The organism is Streptomyces sp. MNU89, from assembly GCF_020982505.1.
In the GTDB taxonomy this organism is placed as follows: domain Bacteria; phylum Actinomycetota; class Actinomycetes; order Streptomycetales; family Streptomycetaceae; genus Streptomyces; species Streptomyces xinghaiensis.
Window position 1 is genome coordinate 808670 of sequence record NZ_JAJKLL010000001.1, and the last position, 20010, is coordinate 828679.

A 20010-nucleotide genomic window follows, 5' to 3' on the forward strand; every position below is an offset into this window, starting at 1 on the left:
CGGCACCTTCCGCGTCACAGAGGACAGCTCGGTCACGGACGTGTCCCCGGGCTCTGCGCGCCTCAGTATCGACGGCGCGGAGAGGGCGGACAACGGTCGGAAACCGGCCAGCGGCGGGCAGGCGAAGAAACGGGAAAGTTCCGGGAATGTCATGGAGAAACCGCAACGCCCTTGTGGGGCGGTGCGGTTGACATGGACCGGTGACCCTCATGGGACCGGCGGCTCTCATGGGCGGCCGCGGACCGCCGCGGCTCTCCGCTCCCCCGCTTCCGCGCGCCGTCCGTCGCGCTCGCGGTGCCCGTCCCGCCGGAGTCCTCGTGGGGGCGGTGCGGTCGCGCGCGGCGGTGGGCGGCTCAGCGCCGGTCGTACGACTGCTGGGCCGGCGCCTGGATGGGCGGCGCCGGGCGCGTCTGCAGCCCGAACAGCGAGCCCGCCGAGACGACGAGTTCACCGGCGGAGCCGATGGCGACGTCGGCGGGGACGTTCATCCGGCGCAGCGCCCCGGAGAGGGTGTCCTCCACGAGCGCCAGCCGCACGTTGAGCGCGCCGGGTCCGCCGCGGGCGCGGCCGGACAGGTCCGTCAGCACCTCCTGGGCGCTGTTCTGCAGATCGGCCATCGTCTGCCAGCCTCCCGGCTGGCGGGCGGGCGCCTGGCCTCCGGCGGCCGGAGCGCCGAGCGTCTGGGGCAGGCGGACGGCCAGATCCGCGTACCACTCGGAGAGCACACCGGACATCTCCGAGCGCAGTCCGTCGAGGAAGACCAGGAGGACAGCCGCCCCCATGTTCGTACTGACGGGCGGATGGGCCGCGGGGCCACCGCCGTTCGGGCCTCCGTTGGACTGAACCCCCAGGTACGAACGGAGGACGACGGGTACGTCCTCCTGCTGCTGCTGGGGCCGGAACGGCACCAGTATGTCCCGGACGGGGGTGATCCCTCGAGCGGCCCGCTCCGCCGCTGCCTGGCAGGCGTAATCAGTGGGCACGGGGCACACCACTCCTCTCCACTGGCCATATCGGCAGTGGCTTCACATGTTTGGCTTGAATGATCGAGGTCGTACCGTACCCCCATTCGAGTGGTTCGGGGAGGTCTTCGGGCAAGTGGAATTTCACGCATCGGAGGCGGACGGTAGCGGAGCGGGTTGCGGCGGAGCCCCAACTCTCCTTCCCCCGGAGGGCGTACCGATCGGTAGCCGGATAGTGGAGGTTCCGGCGGAAAACCGGACGGGAGGGCGACACTCCCGCCGTCCGGCAGCGGACGGGCACGCGGCGTGGTGCGCACCGGGCATCGGCGCGCCCTCCGACGGTCGGGGCGGCCCGGGGGTCAGTCGCCCGGTGTGGCCCAGTAGACCGTGTAGTTCTGGCGGTTGTCGTAGAAGGGGATGAGGGTCACGGCGGTGTTGTCGGCGGTGGCGGTGAAGGTCAGCGGCTCGTCGGTCGCGGTGAGGGAGTCGGTGGCGAGGACGGGTAGCCGTCCGCCGAGGTCCTGGTCGCCGTAGGCGCCGGAGAGCACGACCGGGCCGTAGGCGACCGCCTGGACGTGCTCGTCGTCGGGGGCGGGAAGGAGCCTGACGTCCATGGGGAGCCGGACGGTGACGGTGTCCCCCGGGGCCCAGGTCCGCCGGAGCACGGCGTAGCCGCCGGGGTCGGCCGCGATGTCCCGCACCTCGCCGTTCACGCGCACCGTGGCGCCGCTGGTCCAGCCGGGAATGCGGATCCGCAGCGCCCACTCGCCGGCCGCGCCGTCGATGCGCAGGGTGGTGGTGTCCGAGGCCGGGAAGTCGGTGGTCTGCTCGACGGTGACCGCGCGCTCGGCCCAGTCCAGGACGGAGGGGATGAACAGGTTGACGTACAGGCCGGCGTCGTCCTGGAAGTAGACCGAGTCCATCAGCTGGGTATGCGTCTCCAGTCCGGTGCCCTGGCAGCACCAGAAGCTGTCGTAGTCGGTGCTCCAGGTGCCGCCGCCCCACGCCGGTCCCACGCCGCGCCGGGACCCCGGGGTGAGCGGGGTGAAGTAGGTGACGTGACCGTGCGGGTCGTCCGGGTTCTGCTGGCCGAGCATCTGGTTCAGCAGGGCCGCCTCGTAGTAGTCGGCGTACGCGACGCGCTCCGGACCGAGGGTGAACAGCTCCCGGGTCAGCCGGAGCATGTTGTAGGTGTTGCAGCTCTCGCAGGTGTCGTCGGTGAGGTACCGGGCGATGGCGCCGGGCTCCCGGAAGTGCTCGGCCTGACTGTTTCCGCCGATGACGTAGGTGTGGGCACCGGTGACGATGTCCCAGAAGTTCACCGCGATGGCGCGGTAGCGCCGGTCGCCGGTGGCCTTGTACTCGCGGGCCGCCCCGACGATCTTCGGCACCTGGGTGTTGGCGTGCAGCCCGGCGAGCCGGTCCTCGCCGGCCGCCAGCGGGTCGAGCACCGCGGCATGGTCGAAGCGCCGGGCGACGACGAGCCACCGCTCATCGCCGGTCTGCAGGCAGAGGTCGGTCAGCACCGCGTTCATGCCGCCGAACTCGACCCGCAGGGTGGTCTGCATCTGCTCGTACGTCAGCCGTCCGGTGCGCCACTCGACCCAGCCCGCGAGCGCGAGCAGCACGTCGCGGGCCTCGGTGTTGCCCGTCAGCCGCCACACGTCGAGCAGCCCGGCCAGCGTCTTGTGCAGGCAGTAGTACGGCACGCCCTTGCGCCTGCCGGTCTCCACCGTGTCGAAGTCGGACTCCGGGAACCCGGACAGGTATCCGGTGTTGAACCCTGCCGGCGCGGTCTGGCACGCGGCCAGCTCCGCGACCATGTACGCGGCTTTCTCCTCGAAGACCGCCTCGCCGGTCAGCGCCCACGCCTGCGCCCAGGCACTGAGGAAGTGGCCCTGGCTGTGCGTGCGGAACTCGAAGTCGGGGGCCTCCCAGCCCCCGCACGGCTCGGCGCCCCGGGTGTCGAGACCGTGGTTCATCCGGTGGTTGCCGAGCAGCCGGTCCGTATCGACGAAGCGGAGATACTCCAGCGTGCGGTCCATGTTGTCCCGCCAGCGGCCTGTGGTCGGCCGCACCCGTCCAGGGGCGAACGGGCGCGCCACGACGCCTGCCTCGTCCAGCGGGCCGGCGGCGCCGGCCGCGCCCCGCGCGCCGCCCGTGGTCCGCGAGGCGGCGGCCGCCCGGCCCGCGAGCGGCCCGTACCGGGAGGCGGAGGCGAGTGCGGCCGCTCCGGCGGCGGAGAGCAGCAGCTGCCTGCGGTTGACTGGAGGAGTCATACGGGGGTCCCCTTTCGATACGGGCGTCCGGCGAGCCCTTCGCCGGACGGCGGTGACGGCACCGGTCAGGGGCGTGTCGGGCCCCCGCGGCGTCCCCTTCTCCTTCGGCGGGCCGAATTCTCCTTCGGCGGGCCGAGAGGCGGAGGGCACCCGTCCGCCGGGCTCCGCGATCTTGGTCGGCTGCGGACGGGCCAAGTGCTGTGGAGCTGGAACCACTCGGCGTTCCCGGTGCAGGGCCGCCGGGAGGCGGCGAAAGGCACTCCCAGGCGATGACGAAATCTCGAACAACGTTCGATCTGTCGGGGATTGAGCCGTACGGTAGTGATGCGGACCGCCACCGTCAACGGGGCGCACCGCCAGGGACACACCGCCGGGGACACGTGGACGGTGCCCGCCCGTGCGACCCCGATCAACCCGACATCACCGGCCGGTCCCGGGCTCTGCTGTCCGCCCGCACCCGGCCCGCCGTCGCGGCTCAGCTGAACATGCGCCGGTACGTCTGGGGGCTGACGCCGGTCGTGCGTTTGAAGCGGTCGCGGAAGGTGGTGGGTGAGCCGAAGCCGACCTGGGCGCCGCGTCTGGTCCCGGGCGCCTCCGGGCGCGTCGGGTAGCCCGGTGAGGTTCCCGACGAACGACGAGGCACCGTCTGGCACGCCCGGGGCCCGGTTCCCGCCGCCTTCTGACCCGGCTCACGCCGGTTCGCCCGCCCCTTCACCATCCGCATCGGGGTGGGCAGGTGAAGCGGGCCTGCACCTTCATGCTCCGCGACCACCGCTCTGCACATGAATGCCCGGCGCCGTCCACACGAACGCCCGGTGCTGCGCACACGGTCTGGCCGATATCTGCGGGTCACCTGGCCTGTCCTGTTTCTTCCGGCGGCCATGCCCGCACACGTTGACGGCCACATACCGAGACGCCCCTGTCGAGCGTCAAGTATGCATCGTAGGCTGCCCATTCGTAGTCAACCGATGGGGCTTCGATGACATTTTCGGTACGCGGCGGACTGTAGAACGGCTGGGAGAAGGCCCACCGGGAGCAGAGTCCATCGGCCTCGTCCCCGACCGGTGTCGCGGCGCGGACAGCGTCGTCACCGTCTCCGATCTCTCCGCTCCCGCCCGGCCGGACCGGCCTGCCGCCATTCCTCGGTGCACGCGCAGTAAGGACTCAGAAAGGGCGACAGAACCGTGTCCGTGGCAACCCTCAGCACGCTGCTGACGCACGCCTTCCACCGGCCCTACGCCGTACCAGCCTTCAACGTCACCGATCTGGCCTCCGTACAGGGAGTCCTGGACGCCGCCGAACGGACGTCCTCTCCTGTCATCCTGCAGTTCTCGGAGAGAGTGGCGCGAGCTCTCGGGCCGCGAACCATCGCGGCCTTCTTCCGGAGCATGACCGAGCACCTCCCGGTGCCCGCTGCTCTGCACCTGGACCACTGCCGGGACGCCGGGCTCGCCATGGAAGCCCTGCGCTGTTCCTGGAACTCGGTGCTCTATGACGCCTCCGACGACGACTTCGAGGACGGCCTTCGGACGACGGCGGCCCTGGTGAGCACGGCCCGCGCCCACGGAGCCGACATCGAGGGAGAGTTCGAGCGGATCGGCCGCCTCGCGGATGGCCACGGGGCCCCGGACGACGACTCCGCACACGACAGGGCCCTGGAGTTCATCCGGCGGACGGGTGTCACCTGTTTCAGCCCGGATGTGGGAACCCTGCACGGCGACTACACCGGGCCGCCCACGATCCACACCCGGAGGATCGCCCGGCTCGCCTCGGCCTCCGGAGTGCCCCAGGTGCTGCACGGAGCGAGCGGTATCCCTCCGGAGACGCTGCACGGGACGCTGGAACTGGGGGTGGCGAAGGTCAACTTCTCGACAGCGCTCAAACACGGCCACCGGGCCGCCGTCACGGCGTTCATGGCGGGCAGCGGCTCGCGGCCGTGGGACCCACTCCGATTACACCAGACCGTCCGGGCCTCGGTGTCCGAACGGGCCGAGCGGTGCATCGGCACGGTCGCTTCCGCGGGACACGCGTGCTGATGCCGTACGCCCTGATCTTCGATTGCGACGGAGTCCTGGTCGACACCGAACGCAGCGCTCACCTGGTGGCGTTCAACCGCATGTGGCGCGAGTTCGGTGTGCCCTGGGCCTGGACCGTTCAGCAGTACGCGGCCACCCTGCACATCTCCGGCGGAATGGAACGGCTCGACAGCCTGCGGTCCGACCCCGCGTTCCGCTCCGTCGTCCCGCTGCCGGCCACACACGACGAGTGGCTGCGGACCATCCGTGCCTGGCATCGCCGGAAGACCGAGATCTACATCGATCTCGTACGCCACGGCCGGCTGACCGTCCGGCCGGGAGTACGCCGCCTGGCGACGGAGGCGGCGGCCGGAGGATGGCAGCTGGCCGTCGCCTCCGCAGGCGCGGAGGAATCCGTACGAGCTGTCCTCATCTCGGTCATGGGCCGCGCGCTGGGCAGCCGGTTCACGGTGATCCCGGGAAACGGCGCGGCCAAGAAGCCCGCGCCCGACATCTACACCCGTGCGGTCACGGAGCTCGGCAGGCACCCCTGGGAGTGCCTGGCTGTCGAGGACAACCGCAACGGACTGCTCGCCGCGGCGGGAGCCGGGATCCCCTGCCTGGTCACCCCGACCGCCGTGTCCCGGGACCACTCCTTCGACGAGGCCGAACTGGTGCTGTCGAACCTCGGAGATCCCGGTGGCGAGCAGGCCCGGAGGTACGGAGGACGCAGTTCTCTCACTCCCGGGGGCCATATGGGGCTCGCCGACCTGGCCCAGCTGATCACACAGTCCGCATTACGACGGGAGACGACCCACCATGTCTGACAGGTCAGCCTTCGCGACACCCCTCGCCGACAAGACCCTCCTCGTACTGGGGCTCGGCAATCTCGGCTCGTACGCCCTGGACATGCTCATCCGGCGTCCCGCCGGACCCCGGCTGATCGTCGCCGGACGCGACGGCGAAGCGGTGCGGAAGCGGGCGAACCTGTCCCGTCTCACCGCCGCCCAGCTCGGCTTCCACCGGACGGTCGGCACGGCGGTGATCGACCTCACCGACGTCACCGCCACTGCCCGGGCCCTGGCCGAGCTGCGCCCGGACATCGTGTTCACCACCGCCAGCAGACAGGCCTGGTGGGTGGTGGACGCCCTGCCGGGACCCTTGCGGGAGGAACTCTCCCCGGCGCAGTTCGGGCCCTGGCTGCCCATGCATCTCGCGCCTCTGCTCCAGTTGATGCAGGCGGTCGGGGCGTCGGGGATCGACACCACCGTGGTCAACGCCGCCTTCCCCGACGCGACGCATGCGGCCCTGGCCGGCGCGGACCTCGCCCCCCTCGTCGGCATCGGGAACGTCGCCAACCCCCTGCCCGCCCTCCGCCACGCGGCGGCCGACCTGCTCGCGGAGCCGGTGGACAACGTGTCCGTGAGACTGGTCGCCGCTCACTACGCCAGCACCCGGCTGCCCCGCCTCGGCCACTCCGGCGGCGCGCCCTACGCCATGTCCGTCCTGGCCGGAGGCAAGGACGTGACAGCGTCCCTCGACACCGCGCAGGTCGCCGCCCGCGCCGCGGCCGACCACACGCGTCACGGGGGACCCCTGGGCGGCATGCTGACAGCAGCCTCAGCCATAACGGTTCTGGACGGTCTGCTCGGCGAGGAGGAACGCCTGGTCCACGCACCCGGCCCGCTCGGGCTGCCGGGCGGATACCCGCTCATGGCCTCCGAGCGGGGGGTCACTCTCGCCCTGCCCGAGGGGATGTCGGAGCAGACGGCACGCCGGATCAACGAGGAGGGCCTCGCCCACGACGGCATCGCGGGGATCGAGCCCGACGGGACCGTGCGGTTCGCGGACCCTCACCACCAGGTGATGCGCGAGGTCATCGGCTACGACTGCCCCGTGTTGCCGCTGTCGGACGTCCTCGACCGCGCCGACGAACTCGGCCGCCGATTCGCCGAGTTGCGGCGCGGCCTCGGCTGATGGCCGGGCAGCGACACGCCTCCGGCGGGGGCGGCAGGCGCATCGTCATCGTCGGCGGCGGTCCCACCGCGGTGGCTGCTCTGACGCATCTGAGATCCGTCTCCGGCATCGGCGAGGTGACCATCGCCTCCCGGAACGAGATCGGACTCACCGAGCCCTTCTCCCCCAGCGGCTCCCGGCTCATCTGCAACACCTCACTCGACGTGACCTCGCTGGATCCCGACGGCCCGTCGGATCTCCTGCGGTATCTGGCCGGCCGTGGCTGGCCCGTCCACCGGGAGGACTTCGTCCCCCGCCACCTGGTGGGGAGCTATGCCCGGGAGCGGTACCTGGCCGCACGGGACGCCATGAGCCGGGCGGGTGTCCGGATACGGCATGAGCGCGACGAGGTGCGCTCCGTCGCCGGCGAGCCCGGCGCGTACCGGCTCACCCTCACCTCGGGCCGGGTGCTGCCGGCGGGCGATGTGCTGTTGTGCACGGGCGGTGGGGGTCCGTTCGTCCCACCGGCCCTGCGGGAGCACGTCGGCTCACCGGGGGTCACGGTTCTGCCGGCCTCGCCCGCCGAGCTCCGTGCCGTCCCGGCGGGCACGCGGGTCCTGCTGCTCGGCAGCAAACTCAGCGCGGTGGACACGGCGTTGCTGCTCTGTCCCCGGGGCTGCCGGGTCGTCATGGCATCGCCTTCGGGGCAACTCCCCGCAGTCCGCACCCGGCTGACCCGGCAACCCGATCACGGGTTCGCCGCCCGGTGGCAGGACAGAGCGGGGTGGGCCGCGGAGACGGACATACGCCGGACGGTCCGCGAACTGCTGCGCGCGGCACGGGCCGGAGCGGACGGCCCGTCCGGAATCGTACCCGGGAGGCGGCTGCACGCCCTGGAGCGGCTGCGGGCCGAAACGGAGCGGGCCGCCGCCGGGAAAGTGCCGTGGCAGGACCTGGTCGCCGAGGTCATCGACGCGATGAACACCGTGCTGCCCCACTGGCCCGCTCACGACCGGGAGCGGTTCCTCGCCCTGCACCGGGAGGCGGTCTCCCGGTACGTGTCGGCCATCCCCGAGCGCAACGCACGGCTGCTGCTGCACTACGCGGACGCCGGGCTGCTCTCCCTGGCCGGGCTGTGTCCGGAGCGGATCGATCACGAACCGGGCGGAAGCTGGCGTGTCAAGTGGCAGGACGGCAGCGCCTCCCGGTTCGACCACGTCGTGTCCGCCGCCGGGCACCGCAGGCCGGCGCACACCGTCACCGCGTCCGGGGAACTCCGTCTCGGCCAGGCGCCGGTACCGGAGGGCTCTCCCGTACGGATCGGGGCCGGCCTCCGGCTGGAACGCGGCGCCGGCCGTCCGCCCGAGCGCATCTGGGCCCTCGGTTCCGCGTCCTGGCCTGTGTTCCCCGTTGTTAATTACCTGCGAGCCGCGGCACAGCACGCCCGCTGCGTGGCCCGCCAACTGGCAGAGGAGAACCAAGCGTGATCGCACTCGTCGACCCGGTCTCCACCGGAGTGGAACTCGCCCGGGCGTTCCGCGAGGAAGGAGCCGACTGCGTCCACGTGTACGCCGCCGAGCGGAAGGCGGCGTACGACGACGATCCGGCTCCGCGCCGGGTCCTGCACCACGATCTGGACGGCACGGAACGGAGACTGCGGGAACTGGGTGTCGGGACGATCATGGCAGCCAGCGAGTTCGGTGTGACCCTGGCCGACGAGCTCGCCGAGCGGCTCGGCCTGCCACACCACGATCCGGCCTTGCGGGCCGCGCGACGCGACAAGGATCTGATGATGCGGGCGCTGCAGGCCGCGGGGGTGCCCCGCCCCGATTCGGAGTCGGTGTCCACCGCCACCGCGCTGGCCGGCTTCCTCGACCGCGCCCCGGCCTATCCGATCGTGGTCAAGCCCCGTAACAGCGCGGGCACCGATGGCTGCACCGTATGTCCGGACCGGACGGCGGCGGAGACCGCGTTCGCCCGGGTGATCGGTGAACGCAACCTGATCGGCGAAGTGAACGAGAGCGTGCTGGTGCAGGAGTTCCTGGCCGGCGACCAGTACGTCGTCAACACGGTGAGCATGGCCGGCCGGCATCTTCTCACCGAGATCTACGGCGAGCGCATCGACCGCATCGACGGCGTCCCGGTCCTGAGGCACATGCTCTCCCTGCGGGCGCTCTCCCCGGGCGAACAGGAGGTGGTGAACTACGCCTTCGCCTGCCTCGACGCGCTGGGAATCAAGGAGGGGGCCGCTCATACCGAGGTGATGCTGACGCCCGCCGGACCACGGCTCGTCGAGGTCAACTCGCGCGTGATGGGCCCCTGTCTGGATCCGGACCCGTACCACGCGGCCTTCGGGTACAGCCACCAGCACCTCGTGGCCGAACGCTTCCTGCGACCGGCGGAGTTCGAACGCCGTTTCGCCCTCGGGTACCGGCCCGCGGCCGCTGTCGCGAAGGTGTATCTGCGGCCTGCGGGAGAGGGAACGCTGCGGTCCGTCGACGGACTGCGCCTCCTGCGCCGGATGCCCGGATTCCACAGCGTGGCACGGCTGCCGCAGACAGGGCTGCCGGTGCCGGACCGGTACCTGACCACGGGCGCGAGCGGTATCGCGTTCCTCGTCCACGAGGACACCGCACTCCTGGAGCACGTACTGGAGTCGCTGCACGAACTGGAGGACGCCGGAGAGTTCTACCGCCTCGGGGAGCCCGGACCGTCGTGAACGCCATCCTGATGATCTCCGTCTCGGTGCTGATGCAGGCCGCGACGCTCGGCTCCCTCACCGGGCGGCTGACCCCGACCGGCAGTCTGGCGCTGTCCTGCATCGGTTTCGCGGCCAGCGCAGTGATCTTCAACACGGTGCTCGTGTTCCGGGACGGGCGCTTCGGCGGGCGGGGCCGGCACCGACCCCGCCGGCGGCCCGGCACGGCCGGGCTCACTCTGCTCATGAACCTGCTCACGGCCGTCACCTTCCTCTCCTTCTACCTGGCCATCTCCCAGATCTCCTCCGCACTCGCCAGCGCGGTGGAGACAGCCATGGGCCCGGTCGCGGTGCTGTTGATCGGGGCGGCGGCGTACCGTCGGCGGCCGTCCCGGGGCTCCATGGCCGGCGCGCTCCTTCTGGTGCTTCTGGGACTGGTCCTCGCCTGGCAGCTCGCACCGGTGCGCTCCGGGCCACCGGGGTCGCTGTGGGTCACGGTGGGCGCGCTGCTGCTCGTCGTGGTGGCGGGCTTCGGCGCGGCCGGCCTCGCCCTGGTCTCATCGGCGCTGGGGAGGGCGGACGTCGGTCCCACGGAGACCACAGCCCGGCGCTTCCACCTGACCTATGTGGTCGCGGGACTGCTGCTCCTGCGCGACGGGAACGGCGGAGGCACCGGCCTCCACCCGGCTCTCCTGGCGGTGGCGGCGCTCTGCGCGGTGACGGTGCCGCTGTTCCTTCTGCAGATCGGCCTGCAGCGGGCCGACCCACTGGTGTCCATGACCCTGCTGACCGCCCTGCCCGGTACGACGTATCTCGTGGAGGTGGCCTGGGGCGGCCCGTTCGACTGGACGACACTTCTCCTGATCATGTCGATCACGGCCATCGCCGTGGCCCGGGCGCTCAGGGAAGCCCGCCGCCCGGCCGAGTCCCGCCGCCCCGGTGCCGCCGGCGCCGGACCGTCGCGGCCCCTGAGGCCGGATGGGGTCCCGGATGGGGTCCCGGATGGGGTCACCGACTCCGGAACCCGCTCCGAACTGACCGGAACATCATGACCGGCGCACTTCCCGGCGGCCGGGGCGGTGGCGAGGGCGATGGCGATGGCGCGAGGCGGACCGGGTGGCCCTCCCGCTCACCGCGGGACCAGGGGTTGCTGTGATGACGGTGCCACGGGAGGATGGAGTCCGGCCGAACCCCGGATGTGGGGCTGTTCCGCTCTCCCCTGACGGGATCGAGCGTGTCCACGACGCACCCGACGGGGAGACCCGCCGATCACTGGGATGTGACCGCGCCGTACACCTTTTCCGCGCGTTTCTCCGCGCGCCGGACAGCACCGGGCCGAGCAGGATGGATGAAGGGGACACATGGACTTAGGGCAGTGCACGCTTGTCGAGTTGTTCGAAAGCGGGGTTGTGCGGTTCTCGGACCGGGTGGCCGTGACGGCGGAAGACGGCGTACTCACCTACCTCGAACTGAAGCGACGCTCCGACCTGCTCGCCGCTGAACTGCGTGCTGCGGGCGCGGGCCCCGGAACCCTGGTGGCCCTGCTGGTGCCGCGCGGTGCCCGCCTGCTGATCGGCGTCCTGGGCATCCTGAAGGCGGGCGCCGCCTACGTCCCCCTCGACCCCGGCTATCCGCCGGAACGGATCGCCTGGACAGTCGAGGACAGCGGAGCGGCCGTCATCGTGTCGGCGCCGGAGCAGGCCGGGACCATCGCGGACTCGGGGGCCGGCCTCGTGCTGCTGGACCGGCTGGCACCGGAACCAGCGGGCGGCGCGGAGCCCTTGACGGAGGGCACCACGACCGCTGGCAGTCCGGCCTACGTCATCTACACCTCCGGTTCCACGGGCGTCCCCAAGGGCGTACCGGTGGAACACCACCAGGTGCTCCGTCTCTTCGAGGTCACCCGGGAGCGGTTCGGCTTCGACGAGAACGACGTCTGGACCCTGTGCCACTCGGCGGCCTTCGACTTCTCCGTCTGGGAGATGTGGGGCGCCCTGCTGTTCGGCGGGCGGCTCGTCGTCGTCCCGCTGGAGACGGTGCGCTCCCCCGACGCGCTGCACGAACTCCTGCGCCGCGAGCGGGTGACCGTCCTGAACCAGACGCCGTCCGCCTTCGGCCGGCTCGCCGCGGCCGACGCGAGGTCCCCCGAGCGCCTGACGAGCCTGCGCGTGGTGGTGTTCGGCGGTGAGCGTCTCGAGCCGGCGATGCTGCGCGACTGGTTCGAACGCCACGGCGACGAGAACCCCCGCCTGGTCAACATGTACGGCCTCACGGAGGCCACCGTCCACGCCTCCTACCGGCCGCTCACCGTGGACGACGTGGACGTGCACGGGGCGAGCCCGATCGGGCACCCGCTGCCCGGCCTGGTCTTCCACGTGCTCGGCGACGACGGGCGGCCCGTGGCCGAGGGCGAGCCCGGAGAGCTGTACATCGAAGGGGCCGGCCTCGCCCGTGGCTATCTCGGGCGCCCGGACCTGAACAAGGAGCGGTTCGTCGACCACACCGCTCCCGACGGCACGGTGCGCCGCTGCTACCGCACCGGGGACCGGATCGTCGCGCTGCCCGGGGGCGGCTACGGCTATCTCGGCCGGACGGACGACCAGATGAAGATCCGGGGTTACCGGGTGGAGCCGGGTGAGATCGAGGCGGTTCTCCTCCGCCACGAGGCCGTGTCGGCGGCCGCCGTCCTGCCCCACGACTACGGCGGGAGCGACGTGCGCGTGGTGGCCTACGTCGAGTCCGGGGCGCGGGCGGAGACACTCGCCCCGGAGCTGGGCGAGGCGGCGGGCGCCGCCCTGCCGCCGCATATGCGTCCGTCCGCGTACGTGGTGCTGCCGGAACTCCCGCTGACCCGCAACGGCAAGGTGGACAAGGAGAGACTGCCGGCACCGGTGGCCGGGGCCGCGAGCGCTCCGGTCCACCTCGTCGACGGCGACGGCCCGGAACTCACCGCCACCGAGCGGCGCGTCGCCGGAATCTGGCAGTCCGTCCTGGACGTGTCCGAGGTGCCCGCCGACGCGGACTTCTTCGATCTCGGCGGCACGTCGCTGTCCCTGTTGCGCATGTTCGAGCAGGTCAACGAGGCCTTCGGCATCGAACTCGAGATCACCGTACTGATCGACGGCGCGACGGTGCGGGCCCTCGCCCGCCACGTCGACGGCGCCCTGCCCACGTCGCCGGCCCTCACCGGCTGAGCGTCTCCGGACCAGCCGGCCCCGCATCCCCAGGAGGGACACGTGACCACCCCGCAGCGCCCCGACTCATCCCCGACCGGCTTCTCCCTGAGCGACGAGGAACTGGCGGCCTTCCACCGCGACGGCTACGCCGGCCCCTTCACCCTGTACGAGCCCGACGAGATCAAGAAGACGTGGGCGCGCACGCGTCTGGAACTGCTCGACCGCAGCGCCGCCGTCTACCGTGACGACGCGGCGATATCCGGCGCGACGAACATATCCAACTACGACCGCCACCTCGACCACGGCTTCCTGGCGGAGCACGTCACCCGCCCGGAGATCGTCCACCGGGTCGCGAGCGTCCTCGGCCCGGACGTGCTGTGCTGGCGCACCGAGTTCTTCCCGAAGTACCCGGGGGACGAGGGCACCGACTGGCACCAGGCGGACACCTTCGCCAACGCCTCGGGCACACCGCAGATCCAGTGGCCCGGTGGTTCGGACTTCGGCGGCACCATCACCGTGTGGTGCGCGTTCACGGACGCCTCCGCCGACATGGGCTGTCTGCAGTTCATCCCGGGCTCGCACCGCACCATGCACTACGACGAGGCCAAGCGCATGCACTACGACCCGAACCGGAACTCCTCCGTCGAGAAGGGGGGCGTACGACGGGGGTTCTTCGGCTACGACTACCGCGAACTGCAGATCGACCCGGACTGGAAGCCGGACGAGTCGAAGGCCGTCTCCATGGAGATGAAGGCGGGGCAGTTCATCGTCTTCTGGTCCACGCTGATGCACGCCTCCCATCCGCACGAGGGCAGGACCAGGGGCATGCGCATGGGCTTCGCGGCCCGCTACGTGCCTACCTCCGTGGAGGTCTACCCCGGCACCGGCGAGATCGAGGAGTACGGCGGCCGGGTGAGCCTCGAACGCTATGGGGCGGTGCTGGTCAGCGGTGTTGACGCGTACGGCCACAACCGGATCGCCGAACGCACGACCCGCGGCCGGCCCTTCCGGCCCGCTTCCGGGGCCGGGGAGTGATGCCGGCGGGTACCGCGGCGGGTGCCGTGCCGGAGACCGGGGCGCTGGATGCGCTGGCCCGGGCCCTCCTCGACACGGCGTCCCTCACCCGGGTCATGCCGGAGCCGGTGCGGGTCGCCCCGGCCGCACCGTTCCCCGGTGGAACGTCGTCCGCCCGGGCGCTCCTCGACCGGGTCACCGGTGCGCTCGGCCTCCCGGAACTCGCGGTGGTGCCGGAAACCGGGCCGCTGCCGGCCGCGGAACTCGCCGTCAGCCGGCGCCTGGCGCTGCGCCCGCCGCCCGGCGGGACCCCCGCCGGGGACCGGCTCATCGACGTGGCGCGCCGCGCCCTGGCGGCGTTCCCCGGCCGGCCCGTCGTGGTGCCCGCCCACGACGGCACCCCGTTGCGCTGCTGGGCTGCCGGGCCCGAGGGCGCCCCGGCCGTCGCGGTGGCCAGTGCCTGCGGCATGCCGGCCGGGCTGGCGGTGAAGTGGATGGCGGCCCTGTCCTCCACGCACCGCGTCGTCACCTGGGAGAGCCGCGGGTTGTTCGCGGGGGACGGGTCCGGGCTCGGCGAGCTGAAGGGCCACGGCCTCGACGTCCAGGGCGACGACCTGCTCGCGGTACTCGACGGTTTCGGCATGTCCGAAGCCCACGCCATGGGGCTGTGCGGAGGTGCGGCGATCGCCCTGTCGGCGGCCGCCCGCTCGGAACGGATCACCTCCCTGAGCCTCTGGCACGGGGACTACGAACTCGGGAGCGGGGCACCGAAGACGGCACACCAGCGGGACATGGAGTCGCTGCTGGCCATGGCCGCACGCGGCCGGCGGCAGGCCGCCGGGATGCACCGGCTGATGAGCCGTCCGCCGACGCTGGAGGCGTTGCGTCCGGACATCGCCCACTACCTGATCCATCCGTACGCGACACCCGAACTGCTGTACCGCTACGGCCTGCTCAACGGGGCGATCATGTCCACCGACTGCCGTCCGCTGCTCACGACCGGCCGGCCGGCCCTGGTCGTCACCAGCGCCAAGGACTCGACGGCTCACCCCGCGGGCTCCGCGTACGTCGCCGCGCACCTGCCGCGGGCGGAACTGCGCACCCTGCCGGAGGGGGATCACCTCACGGCCTTCGACGCGGGGAGCGAACTGGTCGGTCTGGCCCGGCAGTTCCTGTATGCCGTGACCACCGAGGACCGGAAGGGCACATGAACGACTCAGCCAACAGCTCTCGGGAGCACGCACTGACCGAGGTGCTGCGGAGCCATCCCGCCGTGGCCGACGCGGCCGTCGTCACCGGCGAGGACGGGCGGTGCCCGTCCGCCCGGATCGTGCCCGACCCGGACGCGGCGCCCGTGCTGCACCGGTCCGCGGCCCTCGAAGCGGCCGGCCGGCTCGGCGGCCTCGCCTGGCACGAGCCCGCGGCCGGAGTACGGGTGGCCGGCGTCAACCGGGGTGAGACGGACTTCCTGTACCGGGAGATCTTCACCGAGAACACCTACTTCCGGCACGGCGTCACGCTGCCCCGCGGCGCGGTGGTGGTGGACGTCGGAGCCAACATCGGCATGTTCACGCTCGCCGCCGCGCTGCACGGTCCCGGTGCCAGGATCATCGCCGTGGAGCCGGTCGCCGAACTGGCCGACGCGGTCGCGCTCAACGCCGAACTGCACGGGGTGGACGCCACCGTGCTCCGCGGTGCGCTGGGCCGCGCCGACGGCGAGACCGCGTTCACGTTCTATCCCCACAACAGCGTGATGTCCGGGCGGTTCGCCGACGCCGCCGAGGACTTCGGCGTACTCAAGGGTTACCTGCGCACGGGGCGCGACGCCGAACGGGAACCGCAGCTGGACCGGCTCGTCGCGGACCGGATGCGCGCCGAGCCCCGGCAGGTCCGGGTGACCACGCTCGCGGGCGTGGCGGACGGACTCGGGCTTCGGCGGATCGATCTGCTGAAGATCGACGTGGAGAAGGCGGAGGCCGAGGTTCTGGAGGGCATCGGGGACGCGCTGTGGCCCCGGATCGACCGGATCGTCATGGAGGTCCACGACATCGACGGCCGGCTGGGCGCCGTCCTCGGGCAGCTCCGCTCCCGGGGTTTCGAGGTCGCGCACGAACAGGACCCGCGCCTGCTGCTGACGCCCTGTCACAACGTGTACGCGCGACGGCCCGAAGCGGAGGCCGGGCCCTCCCCGGAGGCGCCACCGGCGTTCCACGGCGGTCCGGTGCTGCGCGACCTGGAGCACGAGCTGCGGGAACTCATCGCCCGGCGCCTGCCCTCGGTGGTGCCGCCGGCCCGGTTCACCGTGGCCGCGGATCTCGTCACGGAGGACGGACGGACGGCCGCACCGGCAGCGGTGCCGAACCCCGCCGGCGGACCGCGTGCCGCCGCACTCGCCCGCATATGGGCGGGGCTCTTCGGCGCGGAAGCCGTGCGGCAGGACGCCGACTTCTTCGATCTGGGCGGCGACTCCCTCACCGCTGTGCGGATGCTGGCCGAGATCGAGGCGGAGCTCGGCGAAGGGGCGCTCACTCCGGACCTGATCTTCACCGAGAGCACGTTCGGCGCTCTGGCCGCCGCGGTCGAGGCCGGCCCGCTCCCCGGAGGGCCCGCCGACCGATGACGTCCCTCGCACGGCGGCTGCGGCGGGCGGCGCCCGCCTCGGCGGTGGTCGCCGGTCTGATCGCGGTGCTGATCGGCTTCACCAGCTCGGCGGCGATCGTCTTCACGGCGGCCAGGGCCGCGGGAGCCACCCCCGGCGAACTCGCGTCGTGGATGCTGGTGCTGGGCGTCGGCATGGGCGTCACCAGCATCGGGCTGTCGCTCCGCTACCGCACCCCCGTGGTCACGGCGTGGTCCACACCCGGCGCCGCCCTGATGGCCGGTGGCCTCGAGGGAGTGACGATGGCGCAGGCCGTCGGTGCCTTCGCCGTCTCGGCGGCCCTGATCACGCTCAGCGGAGCGACGGGCTGGTTCGAGCGGATCATGGACCGGATCCCGGTGGCCCTGGCCGCGGGCCTCCTGGCCGGGGTGCTCGTCCAGTTCGGCACGCAGCTGTTCACCACCATGCGCGGCGGTTTCGCCGTGGTGTTCCCCATGTTCGCGGCCTACCTGCTGTGCCGGCGCCTGCTGCCCCGGTACGCCGTCATCGCAGCACTGGCCGTGGGTGTCACGGCCGCCGCGGTGACGGGCTCGCTGCGTCCGGGACGCGCGGAACTCGCGCTCGCCACACCGGTGTTCACGGCTCCCGAGTTCTCCTGGCAGGTGATCGTCAGTGTGGGGCTGCCGCTCTTCGTGGTGACCATGGCCTCGCAGAACCTGCCGGGGGTGGCGGTGCTGCGCAACGACGGCTACGGCGTCCCCGTCTCTCCGCTGATCGGCTGGACCGGCGGCGTGAATCTGCTGCTGGCCCCCTTCGGCTGCTTCGGTCTCAACCTCGCCGCCATCACCGCCGCCATCTGCACCGGCCGGGAGGCCCACGAGGACCGGGACCGGCGGTACCTGGCGGCTGTCTGGGCCGGCGTGTTCTACCTCTGCGTCGGCGTCTTCGGCGGTGCGGTGGGCTCCCTGCTCACCGCGCTGCCCGCCGCCCTCGTGCTGGGAATCGCCGGGCTGGGCCTGCTCGGAACCATCGCGAGTTCCCTCGCCTCGGCACTCCGGGACGAGAAGTGGCGGGAGTCCGCGGTGGTGACATTCCTGGCCACCACCTCCGGAGTGACCCTGCTGGGCATCGGCTCCGCCTTCTGGGGCCTGCTCGCCGGCCTGCTCACCGCCCTGGTCACCCACGGCGGACGCCGGGCCAGGGCGGGCGCCCCCCACCGGACGGCGGCGGCGGCCGAGCCTCCGGGAGAACCGGGGGCACGGGTGCCCGGGGAGCGCCGGTGACCAGGGCGGCGGACGTCCGGAGCACCGGGCCGGGGCGATGGTTCCACCGTCCCGCACCACGGCCGGCCGCCCGGCTCCGGCTGGTCTGCGTGCCGCACGCCGGAGCCGGGGCCGCCGCGTACGGCACATGGGGCGACCGGCTGCCCGCGGACGTCGAGCTGGTCGGAGTGCGGTTGCCCGGCCGGGAGAACCGGCTGCATGAGCCCCCGTTCCGTGACTGGCCGTCACTGACCGGGGCCTTCGCCGACGCGCTGGACGATCAGGTGCGCTCCCCGTACGTCCTCTTCGGCCACAGCATGGGCGCCATGCTGGTGTACGAGACGGTCGTACGCGGCACGGGCCGCCGGCCCGAACGCGTCATCCTCTCCGGCTGCCGGGCCCCCGCGGTGCGGCGCGCCCTCCCCGCCATCCACGGCCTCCCGAACGAGCGGTTCCGGGAAGAACTCGGCAGGCTGTCCGGAACACCCCGGGAGGTCCTGGCCGATCCGCGCCTCATGGCCGTACTCGAACCCATGCTCCGTGCGGACATCCGGCTCGCCGAGACCTGGTCGCACCGGAATCCTCCCCCGGTTCCCGTGCCCGTCACGACCTTCCGGGGGGCGGACGACGAGGTGGCGCCGGCGGAGGCCGTGGCGGCCTGGCGGACGCTGGCGCCCAACGGGATCAGGAGCCACGAGGTGCCCGGCGGTCACTTCTGTCTCCACGACCGTGCGCCCGAGTTCCTCCGTCTGCTCACCCGTGAGCTCTCGCTCTGCTGACACACCCGAGGAGGAGCGGATCGTGAAGTCCCCCTATTTCACCGCGGATCACGAGGTGTTCCGCGCCGAGGTCCGCGCGTTCCTGGCCGACGAGGTACTGCCCCACGCCGCACGCTGGGAGCGGGAGGGCGGCCTGCCCCGTGAGCTGTGGAAACTGTTCGGGCAGCGGGGCTATCTCGGGCTGCTCCACCCGCGCGACGCGGGTGGCGGCGGCCGGGACGTCTTCACTTCGGTCGTGTTCCTTGAGGAGCTCGGACGCACGGGCTTCGGAGGCCTGCGCGCCGCCGTCTCCGTCCACGCGTACATGGCCACCCACTACCTCGCCCGGGACGGCGGCCCGGAGCTGCGCCACCGGTATCTGGCCCCGGCGGTGCGGGGCGACTCGGTGGCGGCCCTGGCGATCACCGAGCCGGCGGCGGGTGCGGATCTGGCGGGGCTGGCCACCACGGCGACGCGGGACGGCGATCACTACGTGGTCAACGGCACCAAGACCATGGTCAGCAACGGCATGGTGGCGGACTTCGCCGTCGTGGCCGTGCGCACGGGCGGCGTGGCCGGCGATCCCGGCCGGGCGGGCATGACAGGGCTGTCGCTGCTGGTGGCCGACTCCGGTCTGCCGGGCATCCGCCGCGAGCCCGTGCGGACACTCGGCTGGCGTTCGGCGGGGACGACCACCGTCACCTACGACGACGTGCGCGTTCCCGCGGACCGTCTGATCGGACGGCTCAACAGCGGCTTCTACTACCTCATGAGAGGACTGCAGCTGGAGCGCCTGGCCGCGGCGACGCTGGCACTCGGCGGCATCGAGCGGAGCCTCGACGACCTGCGCGGATTCCTCCGGGGACGCCGCGTGGCCGGCGACGTCCTCGCCGAGAAGCAGGCGCCCGTGCACCGCGTCGCGGACCTCGCCACCGAACTGGCCGCCGCACGGCAGCTCGTTCATCACACCGCCTGGCTCTACGGCGAGGGCGAGCTGCCCGCCGCGGAGTGCTCCATGGCCAAGCTCTACACCACCGAGCTGGCGTGCCGGCTGGCCGACGCCAGTCTGCAGCTCCACGGGTCGCACGGCTACCTGGAGGAGTCCGACGTGGCCCGGGCCCACCGCGACGCCCGGGCGGCCACGATCGCCGCGGGGCCGAGTGAGGTGATGCGGGACCTCATCGGACGGGACGTGCTGAGAGGCCCGGCCGGCAGGGGCACCGGGCCCGGCACCCGGTCCGCGGGCATACCGGGGCACCAGTAGCGCCGACGCCCCCGCCGGCCGGGAGCG

General features: G+C 72.3%; 15 protein-coding genes and 1 pseudogene. 13 read left to right on the plus strand and 3 right to left on the minus strand.

The annotated features are described in order from the left end of the window. Positions 1–353: 353 nt before the first annotated feature. The 3 genes and pseudogenes from E4N63_RS03500 to E4N63_RS03510 all read right to left on the minus strand — a co-directional run. Positions 354–983, minus strand: a complete 630-nt coding sequence (locus E4N63_RS03500) for a hypothetical protein (protein ID WP_125623891.1) — start codon at positions 981–983, stop codon at positions 354–356. 338 nt (positions 984–1321) lie between these two features. Beyond that, positions 1322–3241, minus strand: coding sequence for a glycoside hydrolase family 127 protein (locus E4N63_RS03505; RefSeq protein ID WP_230239853.1), 1920 nt, complete (start codon positions 3239–3241; stop codon positions 1322–1324). Between the two features lie 475 nt (positions 3242–3716). Then, positions 3717–3821, minus strand: a pseudogene (locus E4N63_RS03510) (AraC family transcriptional regulator); the annotation flags it as partial. A gap of 610 nt (positions 3822–4431) precedes the next feature. Here E4N63_RS03510 and E4N63_RS03515 point away from each other — a divergent pair. The 13 genes from E4N63_RS03515 to E4N63_RS30915 all read left to right on the plus strand — a co-directional run bounded on the left by E4N63_RS03515 (position 4432) and on the right by E4N63_RS30915 (position 19983). Next, positions 4432–5277 (plus strand): class II fructose-bisphosphate aldolase, encoded by an 846-nt coding sequence (locus E4N63_RS03515; RefSeq protein WP_230239854.1) that lies wholly within the window; start codon positions 4432–4434, stop codon positions 5275–5277. Then, on the plus strand, positions 5277–6083 hold the full coding sequence (locus E4N63_RS03520) for an HAD-IA family hydrolase (RefSeq protein WP_230239855.1): 807 nt from the start codon (positions 5277–5279) through the stop codon (positions 6081–6083). The genes E4N63_RS03515 and E4N63_RS03520 overlap by 1 nt, the downstream gene beginning before the upstream one ends. Beyond that, positions 6076–7233: a hypothetical protein gene (locus E4N63_RS03525; protein WP_125623887.1), complete on the plus strand. Its 1158-nt coding sequence runs from the start codon at positions 6076–6078 to the stop codon at positions 7231–7233. Before E4N63_RS03520 ends, E4N63_RS03525 begins: the two co-directional genes overlap by 8 nt. Then, positions 7233–8699, plus strand: coding sequence for an FAD/NAD(P)-binding protein (locus E4N63_RS03530; protein ID WP_230239856.1), 1467 nt, complete (start codon positions 7233–7235; stop codon positions 8697–8699). The genes E4N63_RS03525 and E4N63_RS03530 overlap by 1 nt, the downstream gene beginning before the upstream one ends. Further along, positions 8696–9931 carry an ATP-grasp domain-containing protein gene (locus E4N63_RS03535; RefSeq protein ID WP_230239857.1) on the plus strand — a complete coding sequence of 412 codons (1236 nt, stop codon included), beginning with the start codon at positions 8696–8698 and terminating at the stop codon, positions 9929–9931. The genes E4N63_RS03530 and E4N63_RS03535 overlap by 4 nt, the downstream gene beginning before the upstream one ends. Beyond that, a complete protein-coding gene (locus E4N63_RS03540; protein WP_230239858.1) occupies positions 9928–10962 on the plus strand; it encodes a hypothetical protein in 1035 nt (344 codons plus the stop codon). The genes E4N63_RS03535 and E4N63_RS03540 overlap by 4 nt, the downstream gene beginning before the upstream one ends. Before the next feature lie 309 nt (positions 10963–11271). Beyond that, the gene (locus E4N63_RS03545) at positions 11272–13104 is read left to right on the plus strand and encodes an amino acid adenylation domain-containing protein (protein ID WP_230239859.1); all 1833 of its coding nucleotides are present in this window, start codon (positions 11272–11274) and stop codon (positions 13102–13104) included. A gap of 42 nt (positions 13105–13146) precedes the next feature. Then, positions 13147–14121: a chlorinating enzyme gene (locus E4N63_RS03550; RefSeq protein WP_230239860.1), complete on the plus strand. Its 975-nt coding sequence runs from the start codon at positions 13147–13149 to the stop codon at positions 14119–14121. Next, complete coding sequence (locus tag E4N63_RS03555; RefSeq protein ID WP_230239861.1) at positions 14121–15311, plus strand: alpha/beta fold hydrolase; 1191 nt, start codon at positions 14121–14123, stop codon at positions 15309–15311. Before E4N63_RS03550 ends, E4N63_RS03555 begins: the two co-directional genes overlap by 1 nt. Beyond that, entirely contained in the window at positions 15308–16720 is a 1413-nt protein-coding gene (locus E4N63_RS03560; protein WP_230239862.1) for an FkbM family methyltransferase, read from the plus strand. Before E4N63_RS03555 ends, E4N63_RS03560 begins: the two co-directional genes overlap by 4 nt. Then, positions 16717–17982, plus strand: a complete 1266-nt coding sequence (locus E4N63_RS03565; RefSeq protein ID WP_230239863.1) for a benzoate/H(+) symporter BenE family transporter — start codon at positions 16717–16719, stop codon at positions 17980–17982. The genes E4N63_RS03560 and E4N63_RS03565 overlap by 4 nt, the downstream gene beginning before the upstream one ends. After that, positions 17979–18740 (plus strand): thioesterase II family protein, encoded by a 762-nt coding sequence (locus E4N63_RS03570; RefSeq protein WP_230239864.1) that lies wholly within the window; start codon positions 17979–17981, stop codon positions 18738–18740. Before E4N63_RS03565 ends, E4N63_RS03570 begins: the two co-directional genes overlap by 4 nt. A 22-nt stretch (positions 18741–18762) precedes the next feature. Next, on the plus strand, positions 18763–19983 hold the full coding sequence (locus E4N63_RS30915) for an acyl-CoA dehydrogenase family protein (protein WP_230239865.1): 1221 nt from the start codon (positions 18763–18765) through the stop codon (positions 19981–19983). Positions 19984–20010: the final 27 nt, after the last annotated feature.